The organism is Brevibacterium sp. S22, assembly GCF_004745485.1.
Classification (GTDB): Bacteria; Actinomycetota; Actinomycetes; order Actinomycetales; family Brevibacteriaceae; genus Brevibacterium.
Genome location: NZ_RHFG01000030.1, coordinates 18,873 through 39,489, shown reverse-complemented (window position 1 = coordinate 39,489; position 20,617 = coordinate 18,873). Strand labels below are relative to the sequence as shown.

The following is a 20,617-nucleotide window of genomic DNA, read 5'->3' as shown; positions in this document are numbered from 1 at the left end:
CAGTGAGCGATACTTCCCCGCAGGGCGTCCTCGTCTGCGATAAGCCGCAGGGACTGAGCTCCCATGGCGTCGTCTCCCGCATCCGCCGCTGGTTCGGGACGAAGAAGGTCGGCCATGCCGGCACTCTCGACCCGATGGCCACAGGCGTCCTCGTGCTCGGCCTCGGCCGCGGCACCAAGCTGCTCACCTACATCACAGGGGTCTCGAAGACCTATTTCGCCACCATCCGTCTGGGGTCGTCGACCCCGACGGATGATGCCGATTCGGAGCCCGATCGCTTCGCTGCTCCGGACGCTCTCGCCCGTGTCGACACCGCAGCCATCGAGGCCGCCGTGGCCGAGCTGCGCGGTCCCATTGACCAGGTGCCCAGCGCCGTCTCGGCGATCAAGGTCGACGGCAAGCGCTCCTATGCCCGCGTCCGCGCAGGTGAAGACGTCGAACTCAAGGCCCGCCGCGTCGAGATCTCGGCATTCGAGATCATCGACATCCGCTTCTCCGCCGACGACGGCCAGATCGACGTCGATGTCGAAGTCGACTGCTCATCCGGCACGTATGTGCGCGCCCTGGCCCGCGATGTCGGCACCGACCTCGGAGTCTTCGGCCACCTGACTGCGCTGCGGCGCACCCGCGTCGGAGACTTCCACATCGACCAGGCAGTGACCCTTCCTGAAGACCTCGATGTCCCCGCGGCCGACCTCATCTCCCTCGCCGAGGCGGCCCACACCCTCCTGCCGGTCGTGACCGTCGACGTCGACCAGGCCACAGCCCTCATGCAGGGCAAGACCGTGGCCTCCGCCGAGTGGCGTTCCGATTCGGGCGATGCCGACCTGCGTGCCGAGTCCGGTGCTGCGGATTCGGCGAACAGAGAAGTCGCCGTCGTCTGCGATGACGCCCTCGTCTCTGTGGCCGAGGTGCGCCGGGACGGCGGTCTCAAATCCCTCACGGCCTTCGCGATCGACCTCGCCTGAGCCGCTTCTCGTCGGTTGCAACATCAGTTTCAGTTGTACTTCAAGTTTACAACTGAAATGCTTGTATCTTCCGATGGTATCTGGTCTACTTGTCCTATGTTCGTCTTGACCATCGATCAGCAGGATTCGCGGTCGAACGTCGACGCGGTGCCTCGTATCCTCGATGCCCTGTCTCCGATCGCCACGGTCGTTCCCTTCGCTCGCACCATCGGCGATGAAGTCCAAGGTGTCCTCGACGATCCCGAAGCTGTCGCCGAGGGGGTGCGCCGAATCGGCACCGACTCCGGCTGGCATATCGGCATCGGCATCGGCGAGGTCGAGCGGCCTCTGCCCGAAGCGACCGCCGAGGGCAGGGGAGCGGCGTTCTATGCCGCTCGTCAGGCCGTCGAGACGGCGAAATCCGCACCTGCCCACCTCGTCGTGGACGCCGACCCGTACAGCGAGCACAGCGGCCTCGCCGAGGCGGCTCTGCGCCTGCTCGTCAGCACCCTCGGTGAGCTGCGCAGCCAGTCCCGCGGCTACGTCGGCTTCCGCCTCGACCATCCCGATGCGACTCAGGCCGAGATCGCCGCAGAATTCGACGTCTCCCAGCAGGCCGTCTCCCGGGTTCTGGCAGCCGGTCCGGCCGAAATCGTCGCCGGAGCCGAGCGCCTGGCCCGACATCACCTCGCCCAGCACGGCCCCGTCCAGTCGGAAGGAGCCGAGCATGTGGACTGACGTCCTCGTCGCCATCGCCGCCGCAGTGGCCGCGGCGCTCATCGGCTGGCCACTCGTCCCGATCCTCCTCCGTCTGACCCATTCGGGTCCGGGAGCCAAACCCGAACGGACCGGAGCCGAAGACATCGAGGTCCTGCGCGGAGGACTGTGGATCGGCATCGTCGAGCGTGCACTCATCGCCGGAGCGATCGTGCTCGGCCGCCCCGAACTCATGGCCGTCGTCATCGCGGTCAAGGGCCTCGGGCGCTTCGCCGAGATCAAGTCCTCGGCGGCCGCGGGGGAGCGATTCATCATCGGCACCTTCGTCTCGATCGCACTGGCCTCCCTCCTCGGCGTCATCGGCTGGGCGATCGTGTCCTGACGAGGGCGCGGCCGCCTCGGCGAGGTGCGGGTTATGAGGCGGAAGATCTCTGCGATAATCTGATTCGGTGCACGGAAGGAGCGAATGTCTGGTGGAGCGCTATCACGGACTCGATGAGGTCGAGGTCGACGCTGTCGGCACCGTCGTGACCCTCGGCAACTTCGACGGCGTGCACCGCGGACACCAGACGGTGCTGACCACCGTCGCCGCTCTGGCCAGGCAAGAGGGCCTGCGCTCGATCGCGATGACGTTCGACCCGCACCCGCGCACGGTCCACCGGCCCGAGGACCCGACCGTGATGATCACCTCCACCCGGCAGCGCGCCGAACTCATCGCCGCCACCGGGATCGACGGCCTCCTCATCCAGCCCTACGATCTCGAATTCGCCGCACAGTCGGCCGAGGACTTCGTGCGCAGATACTTCGTCGAAGCCCTGCACGCGAAGATCGTCGTCGTCGGCGATGACGTCCGGTTCGGGCGTGACAACGAAGGGACCATCGAGACTCTGCGCAGCCTCGGCGAGAAATACGGTTTCCGGACCGAGACGATCGACGAGGTCGGACGCGGGGGACGGTATTCGTCCTCGCGCATCCGGCAGCAGCTCACGGACGGCGACGTCGCCGAGGTGGCCGACCAGCTCGGGCGCTACCATGCACTCCGCGGCACCGTCGTCCACGGTGATGCCCGCGGACGCGACCTCGGATTCCCGACCGCGAACCTCTCCGACGATCCCGCAGGACTCGTTCCCGCCGACGGCGTCTACGCCGGATGGGCGACGTTCTCCGGTGAGGACCAGTCGTATCCGGCGGCGATTTCCGTGGGCACGAACCCGACCTTCCAGGGGCAGGTCCGACGGGTCGAGGCGCACGTGCTCGACAAGGAGTTCGGCGAATTCGACGTCTACGACCGTGAGATGACTCTCGAATTCGTCTCCCGCATCCGCGGCCAGGTCGCGTTCACCGGGATGAACGACCTCATCGTGCAGATGCATGAGGACATCGCCGATGTGCGCGAAGTCCTGCACACCTGATAAGCTGACCTCTGCCGTTTTCACCGGCCGCGGTCCCATAGTGCAGAGATTTCCGGTCCCTGCGCCGCGCAACGACTCAGAAGGAGAACTCCATGGCTCTCGATACCGCTGTGAAGCAAGAGATCATCAAGGAATATGCAACTCATGAGGGCGACACCGGTTCTCCCGAGGTTCAGGTTGCATTGCTGACCCGCCGGATCACCGAACTGACCGAGCACTTCAAGGATCACAAGCAGGACCACCACTCGCGTCGTGGTCTGCTGCTCCTCGTCGGTCAGCGTCGCCGCATGCTCAAGTACCTGCAGAAGGTCGACATCGAGCGTTACCGTTCGCTCATCAAGCGCCTCGGTCTGCGCCGCTGATTCGACGTCCACGCAGCTGTTGCACAAAGCGTCCCACCTTCGGGTGGGGCGCTTCTGTGCTTCTGCGGTAGACTTCGTACCGGACAATCACGCCATGGACGTTTCGGTCTTCGGTAGTGGCCTCCGGAGGAATGAGTGCCCCAAGCTTTTGCGGCGCCGGTTCCGTGGGCCCCGATCGATGACCGGCTTGGATCCATGGGATGTCCGAGCCAATATCCCGCCGGAACGGCGCGGGGTCTCGCACTGCTGAGGGCATACCGCCTGAAGCAGGGCGTTCACTCATGCGTTGAGAACAAGCACCTGCGCATCACAGACCACCGCGTGCCGGCACAACAGAGGAGACTACGTGGGACTCAACCCTGAATCCGCCGTTGCGAACATCGACAATGGCAGCTTCGGTTCGCACACCATCCGCTTCGAGACCGGACGGCTGGCCCAGCAGGCCGCCGGATCCGCCGTCGCCTACCTCGACGACGACACCATGCTGTTCTCGGCCACCTCGGCGGGCAAAAGCCCCCGTGAGGGCTTCGACTTCTTCCCCCTGACCGTCGACGTCGAAGAGCGCATGTACGCCGCCGGGCGCATCCCCGGATCGTTCTTCCGTCGCGAGGCACGTCCGTCGACCGACGCGGTCCTGACCTGCCGCCTCATCGACCGTCCGCTGCGCCCCTCGTTCGTCAAAGGGCTGCGCAACGAGGTCCAGGTCGTCGTCACCGTCATGTCGGTCAATCCCGACCACATCTACGACGCACTGGCCATCAATGCCGCGTCGATGTCGACTCAGCTCTCCGGCCTGCCGTTCTCCGGCCCCATCGGCGGCGTGCGCATCGCGCTCATCGACGGCCAGTGGGTCGCCTTCCCGAACCACTCGCAGCTCGAGGACGCCGTGTTCAACATGGTCGTCGCCGGCCGCGTCGTCGGTGACGATGTCGCCATCATGATGGTCGAGGCCGAGGCTACGGACAATGCCATCGACCGGATCAAGACCGGTGCTCCCGCCCCGACCGAAGAGGTTGTGGCCGAGGGACTCGAGGCCGCGAAGCCCTTCATCAGCGAACTCTGCCGTGCGCAGCAGGAGCTGGCTGACCGCGCCGCCAAGCCGACCGTCGAATTCCCCGTCTTCAAGGACTACGAAGATGACGTCTTCGAGGCCGTCAAGGAACTCGCCGAGGCGAAGCAGACCGAGAACTTCAAGATCGCCGACAAGCAGGAACGCGACGCCGCCGGCTCCGCCCTCCTCGACGAACTCCTCGAGAAGCTCGGCGAACGCTTCGCGGGACGCGAGAAGGAGATCGCCGGTGCGCTCAACGCTCTGACCAAGCAGGTCGTGCGCCAGCGCATCCTGACCGAACAGATCCGCATCGACGGCCGTGGTCTCAAGGACATCCGCCCTCTGACTGCGGAGACCAACGTCATCCCGCGCGTGCACGGTTCGGCCATCTTCGAGCGCGGCGAGACCCAGATCCTGGGCATCACGACGCTGAACATGCTCAAGCTCGAGCAGACCATCGACTCGCTGTCGCCGGTGACCTCGAAGCGCTACATGCACCACTACAACTTCCCGCCCTATTCGGTCGGTGAGACCGGTCGCGTGGGCAGCCCGAAGCGCCGCGAGATCGGACACGGAGCCCTGGCCGAGCGCGCCCTGGTCCCGGTACTGCCGAAGCGCGAGGACTTCCCGTACGCGATCCGTGAGGTCTCCGAGGCCCTCGGCTCGAACGGTTCGACCTCGATGGGCTCGGTCTGCGCCTCGACGCTGGCCATGCTCTCGGCCGGTGTGCCGCTGCAGGCCCCGGTGGCCGGCATCGCCATGGGGCTCGTCTCCGACGTCATCTCCACCGACCAGGGTGAGCAGACCGCCTACGCGGCTCTGACCGACATCCTCGGTGCCGAAGACGCCTTCGGCGATATGGACTTCAAGGTCGCCGGCACGCGGGACTTCATCACCGCGATCCAGCTCGACACGAAGCTCGACGGCCTTCCCGCCTCGGTGCTCGGTGCCGCACTCAAGCAGGCCCGCGAGGCCCGCATGGTCATCCTCGACGTCATCAACGAGGCCATCGACGCTCCGGCCGAGATGGCACCGACGGCACCGCGGATCATCTCCGTGAACATCCCCGTCGACAAGATCGGTGAGGTCATCGGGCCCAAGGGCAAGATGATCAACCAGATCCAGGAGGACACCGGGGCCGACATCAGCATCGAAGACGACGGAACCGTCCTCATCGGTGCCACCGACGGACCGGCCGCTGAGGCCGCCCGTTCGATGATCAACGCGATCGCGAACCCGCAGGTCCCCGAGGTCGGCGAACGCTACCTGGGCACCGTGGTCAAGACGATGAGCTTCGGTGCGTTCGTCTCCCTGACTCCGGGCAAGGACGGCCTGCTGCACATCTCCGAGCTGCGCAAGCTCAACGACGGCAAGCGCGTCGAGGACGTCGAAGACGTCGTCGGTGTGGGCCAGAAGGTCCAGGTCGAGATCACGAAGATCGATGACCGCGGCAAGCTCTCGCTGGCCCCGGTCACCGACGAAGACGAGACATCGGACGAAGAGGGATCAGACAACTGATACTGGATAGTTCACACACCGGGGAGGGCAGCCGAATCGATCGGTCTGTCCTCCCCGGTGGTTTGACGCTGACCACCGAACACATGCCCGGTCTGGCTTCGGAGACGATCGGCATCTGGGTCGCCGCCGGTTCCCGAGACGAATCGGCCGAGACCGCAGGTTCGACGCATTTCCTCGAACACATGCTGTTCAAGGGCACAGGGACGCGCGATGCGAAGTCGATCGCCGCGGCCTTCGACCGCACCGGCGGAGACTCGAATGCGATCACGGCCAAGGAGCTCACCTGCTACTACTCGCGGTGTCTGGTCACTGACCTGCCGAATATCACGGGGCTGCTGCTCGATATGGTCTCGAACGCCCAGCTCGACGTCGACGAGTTCGAACGAGAGCGCGGCGTCATCATCGAAGAGCTCGCGATGTCGGCCGACGATCCCGGAGACGTCCTCTTCGACGACTTCGACTCCCTGGTCTTCGGTGAGCATTCGCTGGCGCGGCCCGTGGGGGCGACGAAGGACCAGATCCGTGTGCTCGGCCACCACACCGTGATCGACCACTACTCCTCGACGTACATCCCGCCGCGGCTGGTCATCGCCGCCGCAGGTGGGGCAACGCATGAAGAGGTCCTGACGATGGTCGAGGACGCCCTCGCCGAGGCGGGGCTCGGCTCGCGTGCCGATGTGTGGTCGGGTGCGGTGGCCGGTGCCGATTCCTCACCTGGCGGGGCCGCCTCGGTGGCTGGTGTCGGTCCGGACTCCACGCTTGGCGGGGCTGCTTCGGTGGCGAAGGGATCGCACCTGGGCGGGGCCGCACGTGTGCGTCCGGAATTCCAGACCGGGAAGTCGCATACGGTCAAGGACATCGAACAGCTGGGCATTCTGCTCGGCTGCGAAGGCTTGGAAGAAGGTCACGACGACCGGTTCATCTACTCGGTCATGCTCACGATGCTCGGCGGCGGAATGTCGTCGCGACTGTTCCAGAGCGTGCGCGAAGAGCGCGGACTGGCCTATGCCGTTAACTGTGTGGCCAGCCAGTTCACGGACACCGGCACCTTCGGCATCTACGCCGGCTGCACTGCCGAGAATGCTCAGGCCGTCGTCGATCTGGCTTTGAACGAATGGGACCGGCTGGCGCAGGAGACGCCGAGCCAGTTCGAACTCGACGAGATCGTCTCCCAGCTGTCGGGCTCGATGGTGCTCGGACTCGAATCGTCGGCGGCACGGATGAATCGTCTTGCCCGGTCCGAGATCTTCGGTCTGCCGCTCGAAACACCCATGGATCTCATCGAGCGCGTCCGTTCGGTCACAGCCGAGGACGTCAGTGAGATGGCCGGACGACTGCTGTCTCGACCCAAGGCGATGGCCTTGGTCGGCCCGGCCGCCGAGGTCGCACTGCCCTGATCGGAGACTGAGACGATGGCGAGGAAGAGCGCAGCCGTACGCCGGGAGGAGATCCTCGCGGCCACGGTCGAGGAGATCGAATCCTCCGGCCTGCGCACCCTGCGCGTCTCCGACGTCGCCGCCCGTCTGGGCTTGAGCGCGAGCCTGGTCATCTACCACTTCGAGACGAAGGAAGCCCTTGTCAACGAGGCCTTCGACTTCGCCGGGCGCCAAGACATCGATCATGCCCGCGTGCTCGCGGCCGGGACGTCACCGGCGGGTGAGCGATCGAGAGACGGTGGCGCAGATGCCACGGCGGTGGTCGCCTCGGCGCGGGGACGATCTTCGGCGAGGCAGCGACTGCGGACCGTCGTCGGCTGGTACATGCCCCAGGGCTCCTCACGCAGTTGGAAGATCTGGATCGACGCCTGGTCGGCCGGACTCTTCGACGCGGATCTCAAAGCGACCTTCGCCGCCCTCGATCGCGAGTGGAAGTCCGTTCTCACGTGTCTTATGGACGAGGCAATCGACGCGGGGGAGTGCGGGTCGCCGGACGGCGGCACCGAAGCCTGTGCGACCCGGATTCTCGCCTTCCTCGACGGCCTCGCGATCCAAGTGATGGTCAACCCCGAGGCCGTCGATGTCGAGCAGCTGACGGCCTGGGTGGACGATTTCCTCACCCACGAACTCGGCTGAACCACATTCCTCACCGGGCCCATCGCCTCGCTTGCCGACGAAAGCCGACCCCGCGCGGTGGTGAAGGCGATTGTCTGGTCGATCCGCCGCGTTCTGGGCGCTTGGAACGCCCTGGATCGACCAGAGAATGCCGTCTGCCCAGCAGACTCCGTCAGTAGCGAGCGGAGAAGCCGCCGTCTGCGGACAGTAGCTGGCCGCTGACCCATCGACCCTCTGCAGAGAGCAGGAATGCGGTTACGCCGGCGATGTCCCGAGGAGTGCCCATTCGTCCGAGGGGCTGATAGGGGATCAGCTCGGTCCTGGTCTTCTCATCCATCCAGCCTGTATCGATCGGACCAGGATTGACGACGTTCGCAGAGATCTTCCTCGGTCCGAGTTCCCGTGCGGCAGAGATGACTATCCGATCGAGCGCACCCTTGGAAGCGCCATAGGGCAGATTGCCTGAGGTGTGGTCACTGGTGAATGCGATGATTGCGCCGCCCTCGTCGCCGATTTGTCTTGCGAACGCTGCGATGAGAAGCATGGAAGCGCGAGCGTTGACCGCAACGTGGCGGTCGAAGCTCTCTGCGGTGGTATCAAGGATTCCGGACTCTTCACAGTGCGCATGGCTGAGGATCAGTCCGTCGAGCGTGCCGTGGTCTCTCGACACTCTGTCGATGAGATCCTGCGCGCCTTGAGAGGACGACAGGTCGCACGGATAGTCACCGGAATCCAGATCGCTCGTGCAGACCGTCCAGCCATCGGAAACCAGTCGCGAAGTGATTCCGGCGGCAATGCTGTTGTCCCGGCCGGCGCCGGTGATGAGGACTGTCGACATGCCCTGATTCTAACGAACAGTGACCGACAGATTGCCCTCAGTTCAAGAAGAGGGCCTGGAACGCTTCGTATTCGAGCCCCCACGCGGTGATGTAAGCGATTGTCTGGTCGATCCGCCGCGTTCTGGGCGTCTGGAACGCGCTGGATCGACCAGAGAATTCCCTCGCGTCCGCCCTCGTCGGCCATTCTCGCTGGTGCGTGGTGGCGCGTGCGGCCGTGACGTGGTTGGTCACGCCGGTGGTGCGTGGTGGTGACCGTGGTCTTGACGCGGTGGCCCACGCCCCGTCAGACTGGAGTCCTGCATCTTACTGAATCGCGATTCAGTAACGGTCAGATCCCTTCTCTCCCGACGTTTTTCTGGAGGCTCCATGTTCATGGACATCACCTGGCAGGATCCGGTGACCGGCGCACACGGTTTTGTCGTCATCGACACCCTCGTGCGCGGCACCGCCTCGGGTGGGCTGCGCATGCGCAAGGGCTGCACCCTCGAGGAAGTGCGCGGGCTCGCCCAGGGCATGACCCGCAAGGAAGCCATCCACCTGCGGGAAGGCCGCAACTACGTCCCGGTCGGCGGTGCCAAGGGCGGCATCGACTTCGACCCGCGCGCTCCCGGTGCCAAGGACCTCCTCGAACGCTTCCTCGCCGACATCAACCCGATCATGCACGCATACTGGGCCCTCGGCGAAGACCTCGGAGTCCGCCAGGACGATATCGACGAGATCCTCGCCCGTCGCGAACTCGGTTCCGGCCTCTCCGCCGTCGACAAACTCGTCGGTGACCCAGCGGCCGTCCAAATCCGCGCGGATACGGCCTTCTCCACCGTTGTCGACGGCATCGCCCAAGATGAACTCGTCGGCGGACTCGGCGTGGCCACCTCGGTGATCGCCGCACTTGAAACCGCGGGACGCAAACCCAGCGATTCAACCGCCGTCATCCAAGGATTCGGCTCCATGGGCGGAGCCACCGCCCGCTACCTCGCCGAGGCGGGACTGTGCATCGTCGGCATCGCCGACGCCGACGGGTTCATCTCAAACCCGGACGGACTCGACGTCGAAACCCTGCTTGCCACCCGCGATCCCTTCGGAGGCATCGACCGTGCGGCACTGCGTCCCGAGGACCACGACGGCGATCGCGCCGGCTGGCTCGCCGCCGATGCCGACGTCCTCGTTCCCGCCGCCGTCAGCTACTCGATCACCGAAGATAACTGCGACGCGATCCGAGCCTCGCTCATCGTCGAAGCCGCGAACATGCCCGTCCTGCCCACAGCAGAAGAACGACTGCTGGCCCGCGGGGTCACCGTGGTCCCGGACTTCCTCGCGAACTCGGCGACGAACGCCTGGTGGTGGTGGGTGACATTCGGCGACGTCGACGGCAGCTGGGACGACAGTTATACCACCGTCACCACGACCCTGCGCGAACTCACCACTGAGGTGCTCGCCACCGCCCGTGACCAGAGCATCAGTCCGCGCGCGGCCGCACAGGCAAAGGTCGATGCGAACCTCGCCCGCCTGGCCGATCGCGCCGGAACTCCTGCCTCGGCGTCGGAGAGCTAGCGACATGGATGCGTTCTTCGATCCCGGCAGCGTCGCCGTCCTCGGAGCATCGAATGATTCCAGCAAATGGGGATTCTGGCTCGCTGCCGGAGCCCTGCGCGGAGCCGAGCGACGCCGTATCTATCTCATCAACGCGAAAGCCGCCTCGATCCAGGGCCAGCCGACCTTCGCCCAGCTGAGAGACCTGCCGGAGACCCCGGAGCTGCTCGTCATCTCCGTGCCCGGCCCCACCGTGGCGGGAGTCGTCGCCGAGGCTCTCGAACTCGGGGTGCGCGCCTTCCTCATCATCTCCGCCCGCGTCCCCGACGCCGACACATTGGCTGCGTCGATCCGCGAAGCCGGTGGCCGCCTCATCGGCCCGAACTCCTTGGGGCTCGTCGACTCGAGCAATGATCTGCTCCTGGCCTGGGGCAACTTCTCTCCCGGGTCCCTCGCCGTGGTCACCCAGAGCGGTCAGCTGGGCACTGAGATCGCGACACTGGCGGCCCGCAGCGGGCTCGGCATCTCCCGGTTCGCCTCGATCGGCGGACAGTCCGATGTCCGCGCCGCCGAAGTGCTCACCACCCTCGTCGACGACCCCGCCACCACCCAGGTCGCGCTCTACCTCGAATCCTTCACCGGCGGTGCCGCCCTCGTCTCAGCGCTCAAGGCCCTGCGTGCCGCCGGGAAGCCGACGATGATCCTGACCACCGGGGCATCAACGGCCGGTGCCCGCCTCGCGAGATCCCACACCGGATCGATGACCTCGGCCATGGACACTGTCGACGCCGCCTGCCGAGCCGCCGGAGCCATCCGCCTGACCACCCCCGGCCAGCTCGTCGAACTCGCCGGTTTCTTCGCCTCGACCTGGCTGCCGACCGGCCGGCGCATCGGTGTGCTCTCCGACTCCGGCGGGCAGGGAGCAATCGCTGCCGACACCGCCGAGAGCTGGGGACTCGACGTGCCCGAACTCAGCCCCGGCGCCACCGGACGCGTGAGCGAACTGCTTCCCGAGGCCGAGCACATCGACAACCCCATCGACCTCGACGGAGCAGGGGAGAAGAACCTCGACGCATACGCAGACCTCGCCGAGGCGCTGCTGGCCGATTCGGGCATCGACGCCGCCGTCGTATCCGGATACTTCGGCTGCTACGGCGAGGACGTCCCCGACCTCCTTGACCGAGAACTGTCCGTCGTCGACCGCTTCGGAGAGCTCGTCGCCGAGGCGAAGAAACCCGTCATCGTCCACTCGATGAGCGCATCCTCACCCGCCGTCACCCGACTCTGGGAACTCGGAATCCCCGCATACACCTCCATCGAGGCGGCCATGCGCGTACTCGCCCGAGCCGGCTTCTACGCCTCCCACTCCGGACGACTCGCCGAATCCTCCGAACTCAACGGGCCCGTCACCCCGTGGGGCACCGGATACGCAGCCGCCCGCGCCGTGATCGAGGAAGCCGGAGTTCCCGTCCCGGCCGCCGTGACCTTGGGCAGCGTGAGTCCGGGGGAGTCGCGTGAACCCGCCGAGGTGGTCCCGGCCTCCGGACTCAGACCGCCGTTTGCGCTCAAGGCCGGGTGGCCGACGCACAAGACGGAGGTCGGGGGCATCGTCCTGGGTCTGAACGATCTCACCGCGGTCGCAACGGCGTACGCGGACATGGTGAGCCGCCTCGGCGAGGGTGAGTACATCCTCGAGGAGATGGACACGCGCGAACACGTCGTCGAAATTCTGGTCGGAGGCCGACAGGACGAGAACTTCGGTCCGCTCGTCGTCGTAGCCGCCGGCGGGACGGAGACCGAGCTCTTCGCCGATACCTGGCTCGAACTCGCCCCTGTCACCCACGCCGAGGCGCTGGACATGATCTCGCGACTGAGCTGCTCGCGGCTGCTGACCGGATGGCGGGGCCGTCCCGCCGCCGATATCGACGGGCTCGCGGACGTCATCGTCGCCATCTCACGCCTCGTCGCCGGCAGCAACGACATCGCCGAGATCGAAATCAACCCAGTCCGCGTCGCCCCCGACGGTGGCCTGGCCGTCGACGCACTCGTCGTGACCACAGAGGCACCCACCCCGACCACAGAGAATCTGACCGCAGAGACTTCGACGAGCGAGGAATGAGAATGGAACAGACAGACATCACCGGCGGAGCACACCTGGCCCGCGCGCTCAAGGCCGAAGGGATCACCCGTGTCTTCGGGATCCCCGGCACCCACAACCTCGAGATCTTCGCGCAGCTGTCAGCCCACGGCATCGACATCGTATCACCCCGCCACGAACAGGGAGCCGGCTACATGGCCGACGGTGCCGCCCGCGTCAACGGTGACATCCAGGTCGTCGTCACCACCACCGGACCTGCTGCGCTCAACGCGCTGACCGCGCTGCTGCAGTCGTTCACCGATTCCATCCCCGTTCTCCTCATCACGCCGGGCATGCCGCTGACACATCCCGGGCGCGGCAACGGACTCCTCCACGAAGTCCGCAACCAATCCGCCGCGCTGTCGGCGGTACTGACCGAGGTCATGCGCGTCACGCGCCCCGGCGAGGTGGCACTGGCCGTCGGGCAGACACTGTCGGCCATGCGTTCGGGCCGGACCCGTCCGGCCGCCATCGAGATCCCGCTCGACCTCATCGAAGCCACCGGTCCCGGCCGCCTCCATCCGTCCCTGACCCGGGCCCTGCCCGGTCCGGAATCTTCCGAGGTCGATGCCGCCGCCGAGGCGATCGCCTCCTCCCGACGCCTGCTCATCATTGCCGGCGCCGGGGCACACGGGACAAGTGCCGACGGGGCGAGTGCCGGGGCAGAGATCGAGACGCTGTCCGAGTCACTCGGGGCGGGCATCATCCTGTCCTCGAACGCCAAAGGCCTCGTCGACGACCGCGCGGAATCGGTGATCGGTGCCGTCGGTGTCCTCGAACTGCTCCCGGAGCTCACGGGCGACGCCGATGCCGTCATCGCAATCGGTACGGAACTGGCGCCCAGCGACTTCTGGCCCGAACCCCTGCCGCTGCCCGACACAGTCGTACGCATCGACATCGACGAAGTGCAGATGCTCACGAACGCGGCCGTGACCCATCCGATCCTCGCCGAGGCGAAGGCTGCGACCGCGGCGCTGAACGAGCGAGTGGCCACGATGCGGGCGGAGTCTGCGACTGCCGCCGCACGGGACTGGAGGGCCGGCTGGAAGGACAGAGCCGCCTCGGCGATGGAATCCGAGGGGCGGCCGTGGGCCGAACTTTCGGCCGCACTCACAGCGTTCGCGGAATCAGACACCTCACCGCTCATCGTCGCGGCGGATTCGACGATGGCCTGCTACTACGGGGTGCAGACCGGGTGGAAGGCTCGCCCAGGCGACCGGTTCCTCTACCCGGCCGGGGCAGGAACGCTCGGCTACGGACTGCCCGCCGGGATCGGCGCGAAACTCGCGTGCCCCGATGCCAGAGTCGTCGCGGTCGAAGGCGACGGGGGATCGATGTTCACGATCGCCGAGCTCGCCGCGGCCGTGCAGGCAGGGGTGCGGCTGAGCCTCATCATCGTCGACAACGGCGGGTACGGGGAGATCCGCAATGAGATGGAAGACCGCGGGGACACACCGTCCGGGGTGAAGCTGACCGGGCCGGACTTCCCGGCGCTGGCACGGGCGATGGGGGCACGCGGGGTCCACGTCGACGGAGAGGATGCGCTGGTGGCGGCACTCACCGAGGCGGAGGCATCGACAGGCCCGACGCTCATCCACATCACCGAGGATTCCCGGGCCGGAGCGGACATGCTCGGCAGGTAGGGGTATTGGTCGGTGCGGATCTCACTGCCGCGGTCGGGTGCGATGGGGCACCCGACATCCACACATTTTTCGAAGGAGAACTGATGAGCTACACACCTTGGCCGCTGACCGACGAGCAGCACGACATCCTCGATCTGGTGCGCGGTTTCGCCGTGGACACGATCCGACCGGCCGGTCGCCGCGTCGACGAAGCCGACATCGAATCACCCGTCGACATCTTCGCAGCCGCGGCGAAAGTCGGGATCACCGACTTCATGATTCCCGAAGAGTTCGGCGGCGGCGGATTCACCGATGTCTTCACCCAATGCCTCGTCCAGGAGCAGCTGTGTTTCGGCGACCCGGGCATCGGGAACTTCGTGTGCTCGAACGGGTTCTTCGCCGATCCGATCCTCGCTTTGGGCACGCCGGAGCAGAAGGAGGAGTGGCTGCGCCCGCTGACCGGTGCCGGCCCGAAGATCACGGCACTGGCGACGACGGAGCCCGGCTCCGGGTCGGACTCGGCCTCGATCAGCACTCGTGCGAGCGCGGTTGAGGGAGGGTACGTGCTCAACGGTCAGAAGGCCTGGATCTCCAACGCCGGACACGCCGACTTCTACGTCGTCTTCGCCAAGACCGATCCTTCGCAGCGTTCGCGCGGGATCAGTGCTTTCCTGCTTCCTCGGGAGACGGAGGGGATGGAGTTCGGGACGCCGATGAAGAAGATGGGGCAGCGGGCCATCGTGTGTCGCGAGATCTTCTTCTCCGACGCATTCGTGCCCACGTCGGGCCGCCTCGGCGAGGAAGGGCAGGGTTTCTATGGACTCATGCGCACCTTCGACATCTCGCGGGTGGTGCTCGGTGCTGCGGCGCTCGGCACGGCACGGGCGGCCTTCGAGTATGCGCGTGACTACGCGCGGGAGCGCACGCAGTTCGGGGCCAAGATCATCGATCACCAGGCCGTGGCGTTCCGGCTGGCGGATATGTCCGCCCAGATCGATGCGGCGTGGCTGCAGGTGCTCAACGCGGCACGGATGCTCGACGCCGGTGATGCCGTGGATCGGCAGAAGGTGACGTCGACAGCGGCGATGGCGAAGCTGAACGCCTCGGAGACGGCGATGTTCTGCACCTGGGCGGCCGTGCAGACCCTCGGCGGATGGGGGTATTCGCGAGAGCACCCCGTCGAACAGTGGATGCGCGATGCCAAGCTCGAGGAGATTGAGGAGGGGACCTCGGACATCATGCGGCTGCTCATCTCTCGCAATCTCGGATGAGGGCACCCGTGTTCGTGCCGCTGAGTCCACCCGGTTCCCGCAATCTCGGGTGAGGTCACCTGGCGTCATATGGAATAGACCCGGCGGACCCCTTGTTGTCCGAGATGAGACCCTGGGATAGGGTCGAAATGAAGCCACCGTTTGGTGGACATCAAATCTCATCAGGAGGAATCTCATGGCTGAGCAGTACACACTTCCGGAACTGCCCTACGACTACTCCGCTCTTGAGCCGCATATCTCGGCTCGCATCATGGAGCTGCACCACGACAAGCACCACGCCACCTACGTCAAGGGCGCCAACACCGCCGCCCAGCAGCTGGCCGAAGCACGCGAATCAGGCAACCTCGCCAACGTGCCGAAGCTGACCCGCGACCTCGCGTTCAACCTGGGCGGTCACGTCAACCACTCGATCTTCTGGAACAACATGTCCCCGGACGGTGGAGACAAGCCGGTCGGTGAACTCGCCGCAGCCATCGATGACCAGTTCGGTTCCTTCGACAAGTTCCGCGAGCACTTCACCACCGCGGCCACCACGATCCAGGGCTCCGGCTGGGCCGTCCTCGTCTACGACCAGCTCGGCGGAAACCTCTTCATCGAGCAGCTCAAGGATCAGCAGTCCGACATCCAGCTCGGCGGCACCCCGGTGCTGCAGCTCGACATGTGGGAGCACGCCTTCTACCTCGACTACCAGAACGTCAAGCCTGACTACGTCAAGGCTTGGTGGAACATCGTGAACTGGGCCGACGCCGGCGCACGCTTCGACCGCGCAGTCGCTCAGACGAAGGGCCTCCTCCTCGGCTGACCCCCCTTCATTGCTACCTGACGGCGGCTCTGCAACCTCGCGCGAGGTTGCAGAGCCGCCGTCAGGTTGTTGGGGGAGTGCAAAACGGGCGCAGTAGGGCTGGCGGCAGCGGTTAGGGTGGACGAATGAGGGCACTTCTCAGACCATGGAAGTCCGATGACGCCGAGACACTGCGCGAGGTGTATCAGCAGGCCGATGCCGCCCTACTGAGCAACATTCCCGACGACCGCACGATCGACGGTGCTCGCGCATGGATCGAGACCATCACCGGCGCCGAGGCGGAAGGCAAGATCTGTGCCTTCGCCATCGTTGATCATGCCGATGGATCCGACCACCGCATTCTCGGTAACGTCATGGCCTCTGGGATCGAAAGCCGCCACTCGACTGCGTGGATCTCCTACTGGACTGCTGCCGAAGGGCGGGGTCAGGGGCTCACCTCGGCGGGACTGCGCAGCTTCGTCGATCACCTGCACGACGAACTCGGCATCTATCGCCTGGAACTCGGCTACCGAGTGAACAATCCGGCATCAGGAGCTGTCGCACGCAATGCCGGTTTCCTCGTCGAAGGCCACGAACGCCAGAAGCTGCTCTACGACGGCATCCGGTATGACACCGAAGTCTGCGCGAGGCTCACCGACGATCCTCGAACCGAAGGACCGCGGCTGCCGATCATCGCACGGCGGTGACTGCCGCCGGAGAACAGAACTTCCGCGCCGCGGCACCGCCAGAAGCACCTGACGGCGGCTCTGCAACCTGGCGCAAGGTTGCTGAGCCGCCGTCAGGTAGCAATTTGGGTGTTCTTTGAGTCACTGGATGTGAAGAGGCTCGCCGGGGGTCGCTAGACTGGCTGGCGGAGATCGCAGGGATCGTCACACCTCGCAGGGGCCATCACACAAGGAGTCACAGCATATGAGCATTCGCGTAGCCGTCATCGGAGCCAAGGGTCGGATGGGATCCCACGCCGTCGATGCGATCAACGACGCCGAAGGACTCGAACTCGTCGCAGCGCTCGGCAGCAACGACTCGCTGGAGACCCTGCTCGAGAAGAATGTCGACGTCGCCGTCGAACTCACCGTACCGAAATCCACCGAGGACAACGTCACCTTCCTGGTCGAACACGACATCGACACCGTCGTGGGCACCACCGGCTGGGACAACGACCGACTGGCCCGGCTCGAAGCCACTTTGAAGGACCACCCGAAGACCGCGGTGCTCATCGCCCCGAACTTCTCGATCGGTGCGGTCCTGGCCATGCGCTTCGCCGAGCTCGCCGCCCCGTACTTCGACTCCGCCGAGGTCGTCGAGACTCACCACACCCGCAAGCTCGACGCTCCCTCGGGTACCGCGAACCACACAGCCCAGCGCATCGCCGCCGCCCGCAACGCTGCCGGACTTCCAGCCGTTCCCGACTCCACGGAATCCGATCCGCTCGGCGCCAGGGGAGCGGTCATCGACGGCATCCACGTCCACGCGATCCGCCAGCAGGGCATGAACGCCCACGAGGAGATCCACTTCGGCTCCGACGGCGAAGCCCTGACCATCCGCACGGACTCACACTCCACCTCGGCGTTCATGCCGGGAATCGTCACCGCCGTGCGCTCGATCGCCGGATACACGGGGCTCATCCACGGCCTCGAGAATATGCTCGACCTCTGATGTCGAAGGCCAAGATCGGGGCGATCATCGTCTCCGTCGTCCTCGTCTTCTACTTCGTCCTCATGGGGCAGCGGGCCTGGATCCTCGTCCGCGAACCCGACGCCATCCCGCGCATCATGGGCATCGCCCTGTTCGTTCTGCCGCTCATCGGCGCCTGGACGCTCGTCGTCGAACTCATCTTCGGTGCCCGCACCGAGAAGCTCGCACGCATCCTCGGCGATGAGGGTGGACTGCCCGTCGATGATCTGCCCCGCACTCCGGGTGGAAAGATCATCCGCGAAGCCGCCGACGAGGAATTCGTAAAGTACCAGGCCGAGGCCGAGGCCGCGCCCGAGGATTGGCGCTCCTGGTTCCGCCTCTCCTGCGCCTACGACGCCAGCGGAGACCGCAAACGTGCCCGCGCCACGATGCGCAAGTCGATCAGCCTCTTCCGTGAAGGGGAGAAGCAGGGCGCCTAGATCCCGGCGACGCCGCACGGATGATGGCCTCGATCCCACCTTCGAAGGGTCCGCGCGGGTTGACGAACATCTTCCACAGCAGCGGAATCGCGATGAACGTCAGCGCGTGGACGGCGAATTCCGTGGTCTGCTCGGCCACCGTGCCGGGACCGTTCCACGGCTCGGCGACGAGGGCTAGCCGGGTGATCTCGAGCAGAACGACGTGCGCGGAGTACACGCTCAGCGGCATCGAGCCCGGTGCCGACAGGGGAGCGAGCACCCATGACCGACGGCCCAGAAGCTCCGCGGCGGCCTGGCAGGCGACGATCGTCATCACCGCGGTTCCGCCCGTGGAGAGCAGGTCGAACGGCGTGCCCGAATGCGGGCCGGCGATCGCCAACCACCACCACGAGGTCGCAGGAGTCACCCCATAGCTGCCGGTGAACAGGGCCGCGGTGAGATCCGTGCCCCACATCTGCGACACTTCGACGAGCGCGGCATCCCCGCCGAAGACGTTGAGCATCAGCCAGGAGACCCCGCGACCGGCGATGAAGAGCGAGAGTCCGCAGGCGAACAGGCCGAGCAGGTGCCGGCCGATGTCGAGCTTCGCCACGGCCATGCCGAGCAGAATATAGGACATCCACTGCAGCACCGGGTAGTAGCCGGTGAAGAAGAGATCGGTGAGCATCGTGCCCGGCGTCGCGAAGTCGAAGAAGCTCATCGGCAGATAGTTCGGTTCGAGACCGAACTCCGATCGCACCCACATCGACACCACGGGGGAGAGGAGCATCCAGACCCCTGCGATCGCGAACAGTGCCCCGACGCGCAGTCGCAGGAAGAACAGGGCGAGGGCGAACATGATCCCGTAGTTGACGAGAATGACCGCCAACAGGCCCGAGATCGATCCCAGGCACAAACCGATGAGCACAATGGCCGCCGCCCGGATGAGCACGCTCGGTGCGGCATCGCGCAGCCGTCCCCGGCCGTCAGGGGCCCCGTCGAGGCGGGAGCGCGTGGACAGCACCAGCGAGCAGCCGGCGAGGACCGCGAACAGCGCCGAGGCGCGACCGGCGAAGATCGCCGCCCACGTCGGCATTCCCGTGTCATCGGCGAGTGCGAAGATGTGCGTGACCATCATCGCCAGCAGTGCGATCCCGCGGGCGACGTCGAGCCCGATGAGCCGGCCCTCGGGGCTGAGTCGACGAACCGCCCTCGCCGAGGAGGCTGTGGAGTCTGCGTCGTGCGCTCGGTGGGGGTCCGCCGGGTGAGAGCTCATGGAACGATTCTCACATGACTTCGGCGCGTGTGCCGGCAGCCCGAACGCAGCTTTCGGCTTCCTCAGGATCCGACGGCGGCGATGAAGACCCAGCCGCGTCCGGGAGCGTAGGGCAGGTCATCAACCTCAATCTGGCTGAATCCTGCTTCCGACAGATTCTTCTTGAACACAGACTCTGAACCGAACGGCAGTGTTGACGTCGAAGCGATGCGTTCCTGAGCTCCCTATTGTCGGCCTGGTCGCGTCGAATTAGAGTGAACCGAAACTTGCGCAATGGGGGAGAACGCAACATGAGTTCATCGGTTGTACTGACCAGCGCACAGATCAACGAGGCGGGCCTTGGCGACTGGCGACAGCTGGCCGGGCCGATTCGCGCGCGCTTTCTCACCGCGACCTTCGCCGAGGCGTTGGAATTCGCAGGAGCTGTCGGAGAGGCAGCGCAATGGGCCGGCCTCACACCCGAGATCACCCTGACCGCCTCCAACGTCCTGGTCACTTTGAGCAGTGAAGACGAACGAGGGGTCACAGCCGACGACCTCGACCTCGCGCGCACCATCACCGATATTGCCGCCGAGGCGGGCCTGCGGGCCGAACCTGCGAGCTTGCAGCAGGTCGAATTCGCTCTCGATACAACTTCGAGCTCTCGAGTCGCCGGTTTCTATGCGGCCCTCCTCGACGCGGAATCCGACGAGATCCACACAAACGGAGGCCTCGTCGACCCGACCGGGCAGGTCAACACGGGACTGTGGTGGCAAGAGCCGCGGACAGACAGCCGGTTTCCGCTGCCGGAGACCGAGGTTCCGCAGCGCTGGCACCTCGACGTCTGGGTCGGCCACGACGAAGCCCAGAGTCGGATCGCCTCCGCGGTTGCCGGCGGCGGACGCCTCATCAGCGATGCCGCGGCACCGTCATACTGGGTGCTCGAAGACCCCGACGGGAATCGGGTCTGCATCTGCGCCCCGATGGTCGGCTGATTCCCACACAGATCG

General features: G+C 65.8%; 19 protein-coding genes. 17 read left to right on the top strand and 2 right to left on the bottom strand.

Annotation, left to right across the window (positions count from 1 at the left end; translation table 11 throughout):
* Positions 1 to 2 precede the first annotated feature (2 nt).
* From truB to EB835_RS17555, 8 genes are all read left to right on the top strand, one after another.
* Complete coding sequence (gene truB, locus EB835_RS17590; RefSeq protein WP_135810747.1) at positions 3 to 968, top strand: tRNA pseudouridine(55) synthase TruB; 966 nt, start codon at positions 3 to 5, stop codon at positions 966 to 968.
* Positions 969 to 1,064: 96 nt separating this feature from the next.
* On the top strand, positions 1,065 to 1,685 hold the full coding sequence (locus EB835_RS17585; protein ID WP_135810746.1) for a helix-turn-helix domain-containing protein: 621 nt from the start codon (positions 1,065 to 1,067) through the stop codon (positions 1,683 to 1,685).
* Positions 1,675 to 2,046 (top strand): hypothetical protein, encoded by a 372-nt coding sequence (locus tag EB835_RS17580; RefSeq protein WP_135810745.1) that lies wholly within the window; start codon positions 1,675 to 1,677, stop codon positions 2,044 to 2,046. The genes EB835_RS17585 and EB835_RS17580 overlap by 11 nt, the downstream gene beginning before the upstream one ends.
* Before the next feature lie 91 nt (positions 2,047 to 2,137).
* Complete coding sequence (locus EB835_RS17575) at positions 2,138 to 3,076, top strand: bifunctional riboflavin kinase/FAD synthetase (protein ID WP_135810744.1); 939 nt, start codon at positions 2,138 to 2,140, stop codon at positions 3,074 to 3,076.
* A gap of 92 nt (positions 3,077 to 3,168) precedes the next feature.
* Positions 3,169 to 3,438 (top strand): 30S ribosomal protein S15, encoded by a 270-nt coding sequence (gene rpsO, locus EB835_RS17570; protein ID WP_135810743.1) that lies wholly within the window; start codon positions 3,169 to 3,171, stop codon positions 3,436 to 3,438.
* Positions 3,439 to 3,784: 346 nt separating this feature from the next.
* Positions 3,785 to 6,007, top strand: coding sequence for a polyribonucleotide nucleotidyltransferase (locus EB835_RS17565; RefSeq protein WP_135810742.1), 2,223 nt, complete (start codon positions 3,785 to 3,787; stop codon positions 6,005 to 6,007).
* Between the two features lie 62 nt (positions 6,008 to 6,069).
* The gene (locus EB835_RS17560; protein ID WP_240688829.1) at positions 6,070 to 7,404 is read left to right on the top strand and encodes a M16 family metallopeptidase; all 1,335 of its coding nucleotides are present in this window, start codon (positions 6,070 to 6,072) and stop codon (positions 7,402 to 7,404) included.
* Between the two features lie 15 nt (positions 7,405 to 7,419).
* Entirely contained in the window at positions 7,420 to 8,079 is a 660-nt protein-coding gene (locus EB835_RS17555; protein ID WP_135810741.1) for a TetR/AcrR family transcriptional regulator, read from the top strand.
* A 151-nt stretch (positions 8,080 to 8,230) separates the two neighbouring features.
* Here the strand turns inward: EB835_RS17555 and EB835_RS17550 are convergent, their stop codons facing one another.
* Positions 8,231 to 8,896, bottom strand: coding sequence for an SDR family NAD(P)-dependent oxidoreductase (locus EB835_RS17550; protein ID WP_135810740.1), 666 nt, complete (start codon positions 8,894 to 8,896; stop codon positions 8,231 to 8,233).
* A gap of 367 nt (positions 8,897 to 9,263) precedes the next feature.
* Here EB835_RS17550 and EB835_RS17545 point away from each other — a divergent pair, with 367 nt between their 5' ends.
* The 8 genes from EB835_RS17545 (at position 9,264) to EB835_RS17510 (ending at position 18,373) form a co-directional block, all read left to right on the top strand.
* On the top strand, positions 9,264 to 10,448 hold the full coding sequence (locus EB835_RS17545) for a Glu/Leu/Phe/Val dehydrogenase dimerization domain-containing protein (protein WP_135810739.1): 1,185 nt from the start codon (positions 9,264 to 9,266) through the stop codon (positions 10,446 to 10,448).
* Between the two features lie 4 nt (positions 10,449 to 10,452).
* Entirely contained in the window at positions 10,453 to 12,546 is a 2,094-nt protein-coding gene (locus EB835_RS17540) for an acetate--CoA ligase family protein (protein WP_135810738.1), read from the top strand.
* Positions 12,547 to 12,548: 2 nt separating this feature from the next.
* Positions 12,549 to 14,207 (top strand): thiamine pyrophosphate-dependent enzyme, encoded by a 1,659-nt coding sequence (locus EB835_RS17535; RefSeq protein ID WP_240688828.1) that lies wholly within the window; start codon positions 12,549 to 12,551, stop codon positions 14,205 to 14,207.
* A gap of 83 nt (positions 14,208 to 14,290) precedes the next feature.
* Positions 14,291 to 15,457, top strand: coding sequence for an acyl-CoA dehydrogenase family protein (locus tag EB835_RS17530; RefSeq protein ID WP_135810736.1), 1,167 nt, complete (start codon positions 14,291 to 14,293; stop codon positions 15,455 to 15,457).
* Positions 15,458 to 15,632: 175 nt separating this feature from the next.
* Entirely contained in the window at positions 15,633 to 16,259 is a 627-nt protein-coding gene (locus EB835_RS17525) for a superoxide dismutase (RefSeq protein ID WP_101553700.1), read from the top strand.
* Between the two features lie 125 nt (positions 16,260 to 16,384).
* The gene (locus EB835_RS17520; RefSeq protein ID WP_135810735.1) at positions 16,385 to 16,945 is read left to right on the top strand and encodes a GNAT family N-acetyltransferase; all 561 of its coding nucleotides are present in this window, start codon (positions 16,385 to 16,387) and stop codon (positions 16,943 to 16,945) included.
* A gap of 223 nt (positions 16,946 to 17,168) precedes the next feature.
* Positions 17,169 to 17,915 carry a 4-hydroxy-tetrahydrodipicolinate reductase gene (gene dapB, locus EB835_RS17515; protein WP_135810734.1) on the top strand — a complete coding sequence of 249 codons (747 nt, stop codon included), beginning with the start codon at positions 17,169 to 17,171 and terminating at the stop codon, positions 17,913 to 17,915.
* Positions 17,915 to 18,373, top strand: coding sequence for a tetratricopeptide repeat protein (locus tag EB835_RS17510; protein ID WP_135810733.1), 459 nt, complete (start codon positions 17,915 to 17,917; stop codon positions 18,371 to 18,373). Before dapB ends, EB835_RS17510 begins: the two co-directional genes overlap by 1 nt.
* On the opposite strand, the gene EB835_RS17505 is transcribed toward EB835_RS17510, so the two are convergent.
* The gene (locus tag EB835_RS17505; RefSeq protein ID WP_135810732.1) at positions 18,336 to 19,628 is read right to left on the bottom strand and encodes a heparan-alpha-glucosaminide N-acetyltransferase domain-containing protein; all 1,293 of its coding nucleotides are present in this window, start codon (positions 19,626 to 19,628) and stop codon (positions 18,336 to 18,338) included. The two genes, EB835_RS17510 and EB835_RS17505, sit on opposite strands and share 38 nt — an antisense overlap.
* A 290-nt stretch (positions 19,629 to 19,918) precedes the next feature.
* Here EB835_RS17505 and EB835_RS17500 point away from each other — a divergent pair, with 290 nt between their 5' ends.
* Positions 19,919 to 20,602: a VOC family protein gene (locus EB835_RS17500; RefSeq protein ID WP_135810731.1), complete on the top strand. Its 684-nt coding sequence runs from the start codon at positions 19,919 to 19,921 to the stop codon at positions 20,600 to 20,602.
* The last annotated feature ends 15 nt before the right edge of the window (positions 20,603 to 20,617 follow it).

Excerpts from the sequence above, each read along its gene's own strand:
- EB835_RS17510 (WP_135810733.1), top strand. The coding sequence starts at position 17,915 with ATGTCGAAGGCCAAGATCGGGGCGATCATCGTCTCCGTCGTCCTCGTC.
- EB835_RS17585 (WP_135810746.1), top strand. The coding sequence starts at position 1,065 with ATGTTCGTCTTGACCATCGATCAGCAGGATTCGCGGTCGAACGTCGAC.
- EB835_RS17580 (WP_135810745.1), top strand. The coding sequence starts at position 1,675 with ATGTGGACTGACGTCCTCGTCGCCATCGCCGCCGCAGTGGCCGCGGCG.
- EB835_RS17530 (WP_135810736.1), top strand. The coding sequence starts at position 14,291 with ATGAGCTACACACCTTGGCCGCTGACCGACGAGCAGCACGACATCCTC.
- dapB (WP_135810734.1), top strand. The coding sequence starts at position 17,169 with ATGAGCATTCGCGTAGCCGTCATCGGAGCCAAGGGTCGGATGGGATCC.
- EB835_RS17550 (WP_135810740.1), bottom strand. The coding sequence starts at position 8,896 with ATGTCGACAGTCCTCATCACCGGCGCCGGCCGGGACAACAGCATTGCC.
- EB835_RS17525 (WP_101553700.1), top strand. The coding sequence starts at position 15,633 with ATGGCTGAGCAGTACACACTTCCGGAACTGCCCTACGACTACTCCGCT.
- EB835_RS17500 (WP_135810731.1), top strand. The coding sequence starts at position 19,919 with ATGAGTTCATCGGTTGTACTGACCAGCGCACAGATCAACGAGGCGGGC.
- EB835_RS17520 (WP_135810735.1), top strand. The coding sequence starts at position 16,385 with ATGAGGGCACTTCTCAGACCATGGAAGTCCGATGACGCCGAGACACTG.
- EB835_RS17535 (WP_240688828.1), top strand. The coding sequence starts at position 12,549 with ATGGAACAGACAGACATCACCGGCGGAGCACACCTGGCCCGCGCGCTC.
- EB835_RS17540 (WP_135810738.1), top strand. The coding sequence starts at position 10,453 with ATGGATGCGTTCTTCGATCCCGGCAGCGTCGCCGTCCTCGGAGCATCG.
- EB835_RS17545 (WP_135810739.1), top strand. The coding sequence starts at position 9,264 with ATGTTCATGGACATCACCTGGCAGGATCCGGTGACCGGCGCACACGGT.
- EB835_RS17555 (WP_135810741.1), top strand. The coding sequence starts at position 7,420 with ATGGCGAGGAAGAGCGCAGCCGTACGCCGGGAGGAGATCCTCGCGGCC.
- rpsO (WP_135810743.1), top strand. The coding sequence starts at position 3,169 with ATGGCTCTCGATACCGCTGTGAAGCAAGAGATCATCAAGGAATATGCA.
- EB835_RS17505 (WP_135810732.1), bottom strand. The coding sequence starts at position 19,628 with ATGAGCTCTCACCCGGCGGACCCCCACCGAGCGCACGACGCAGACTCC.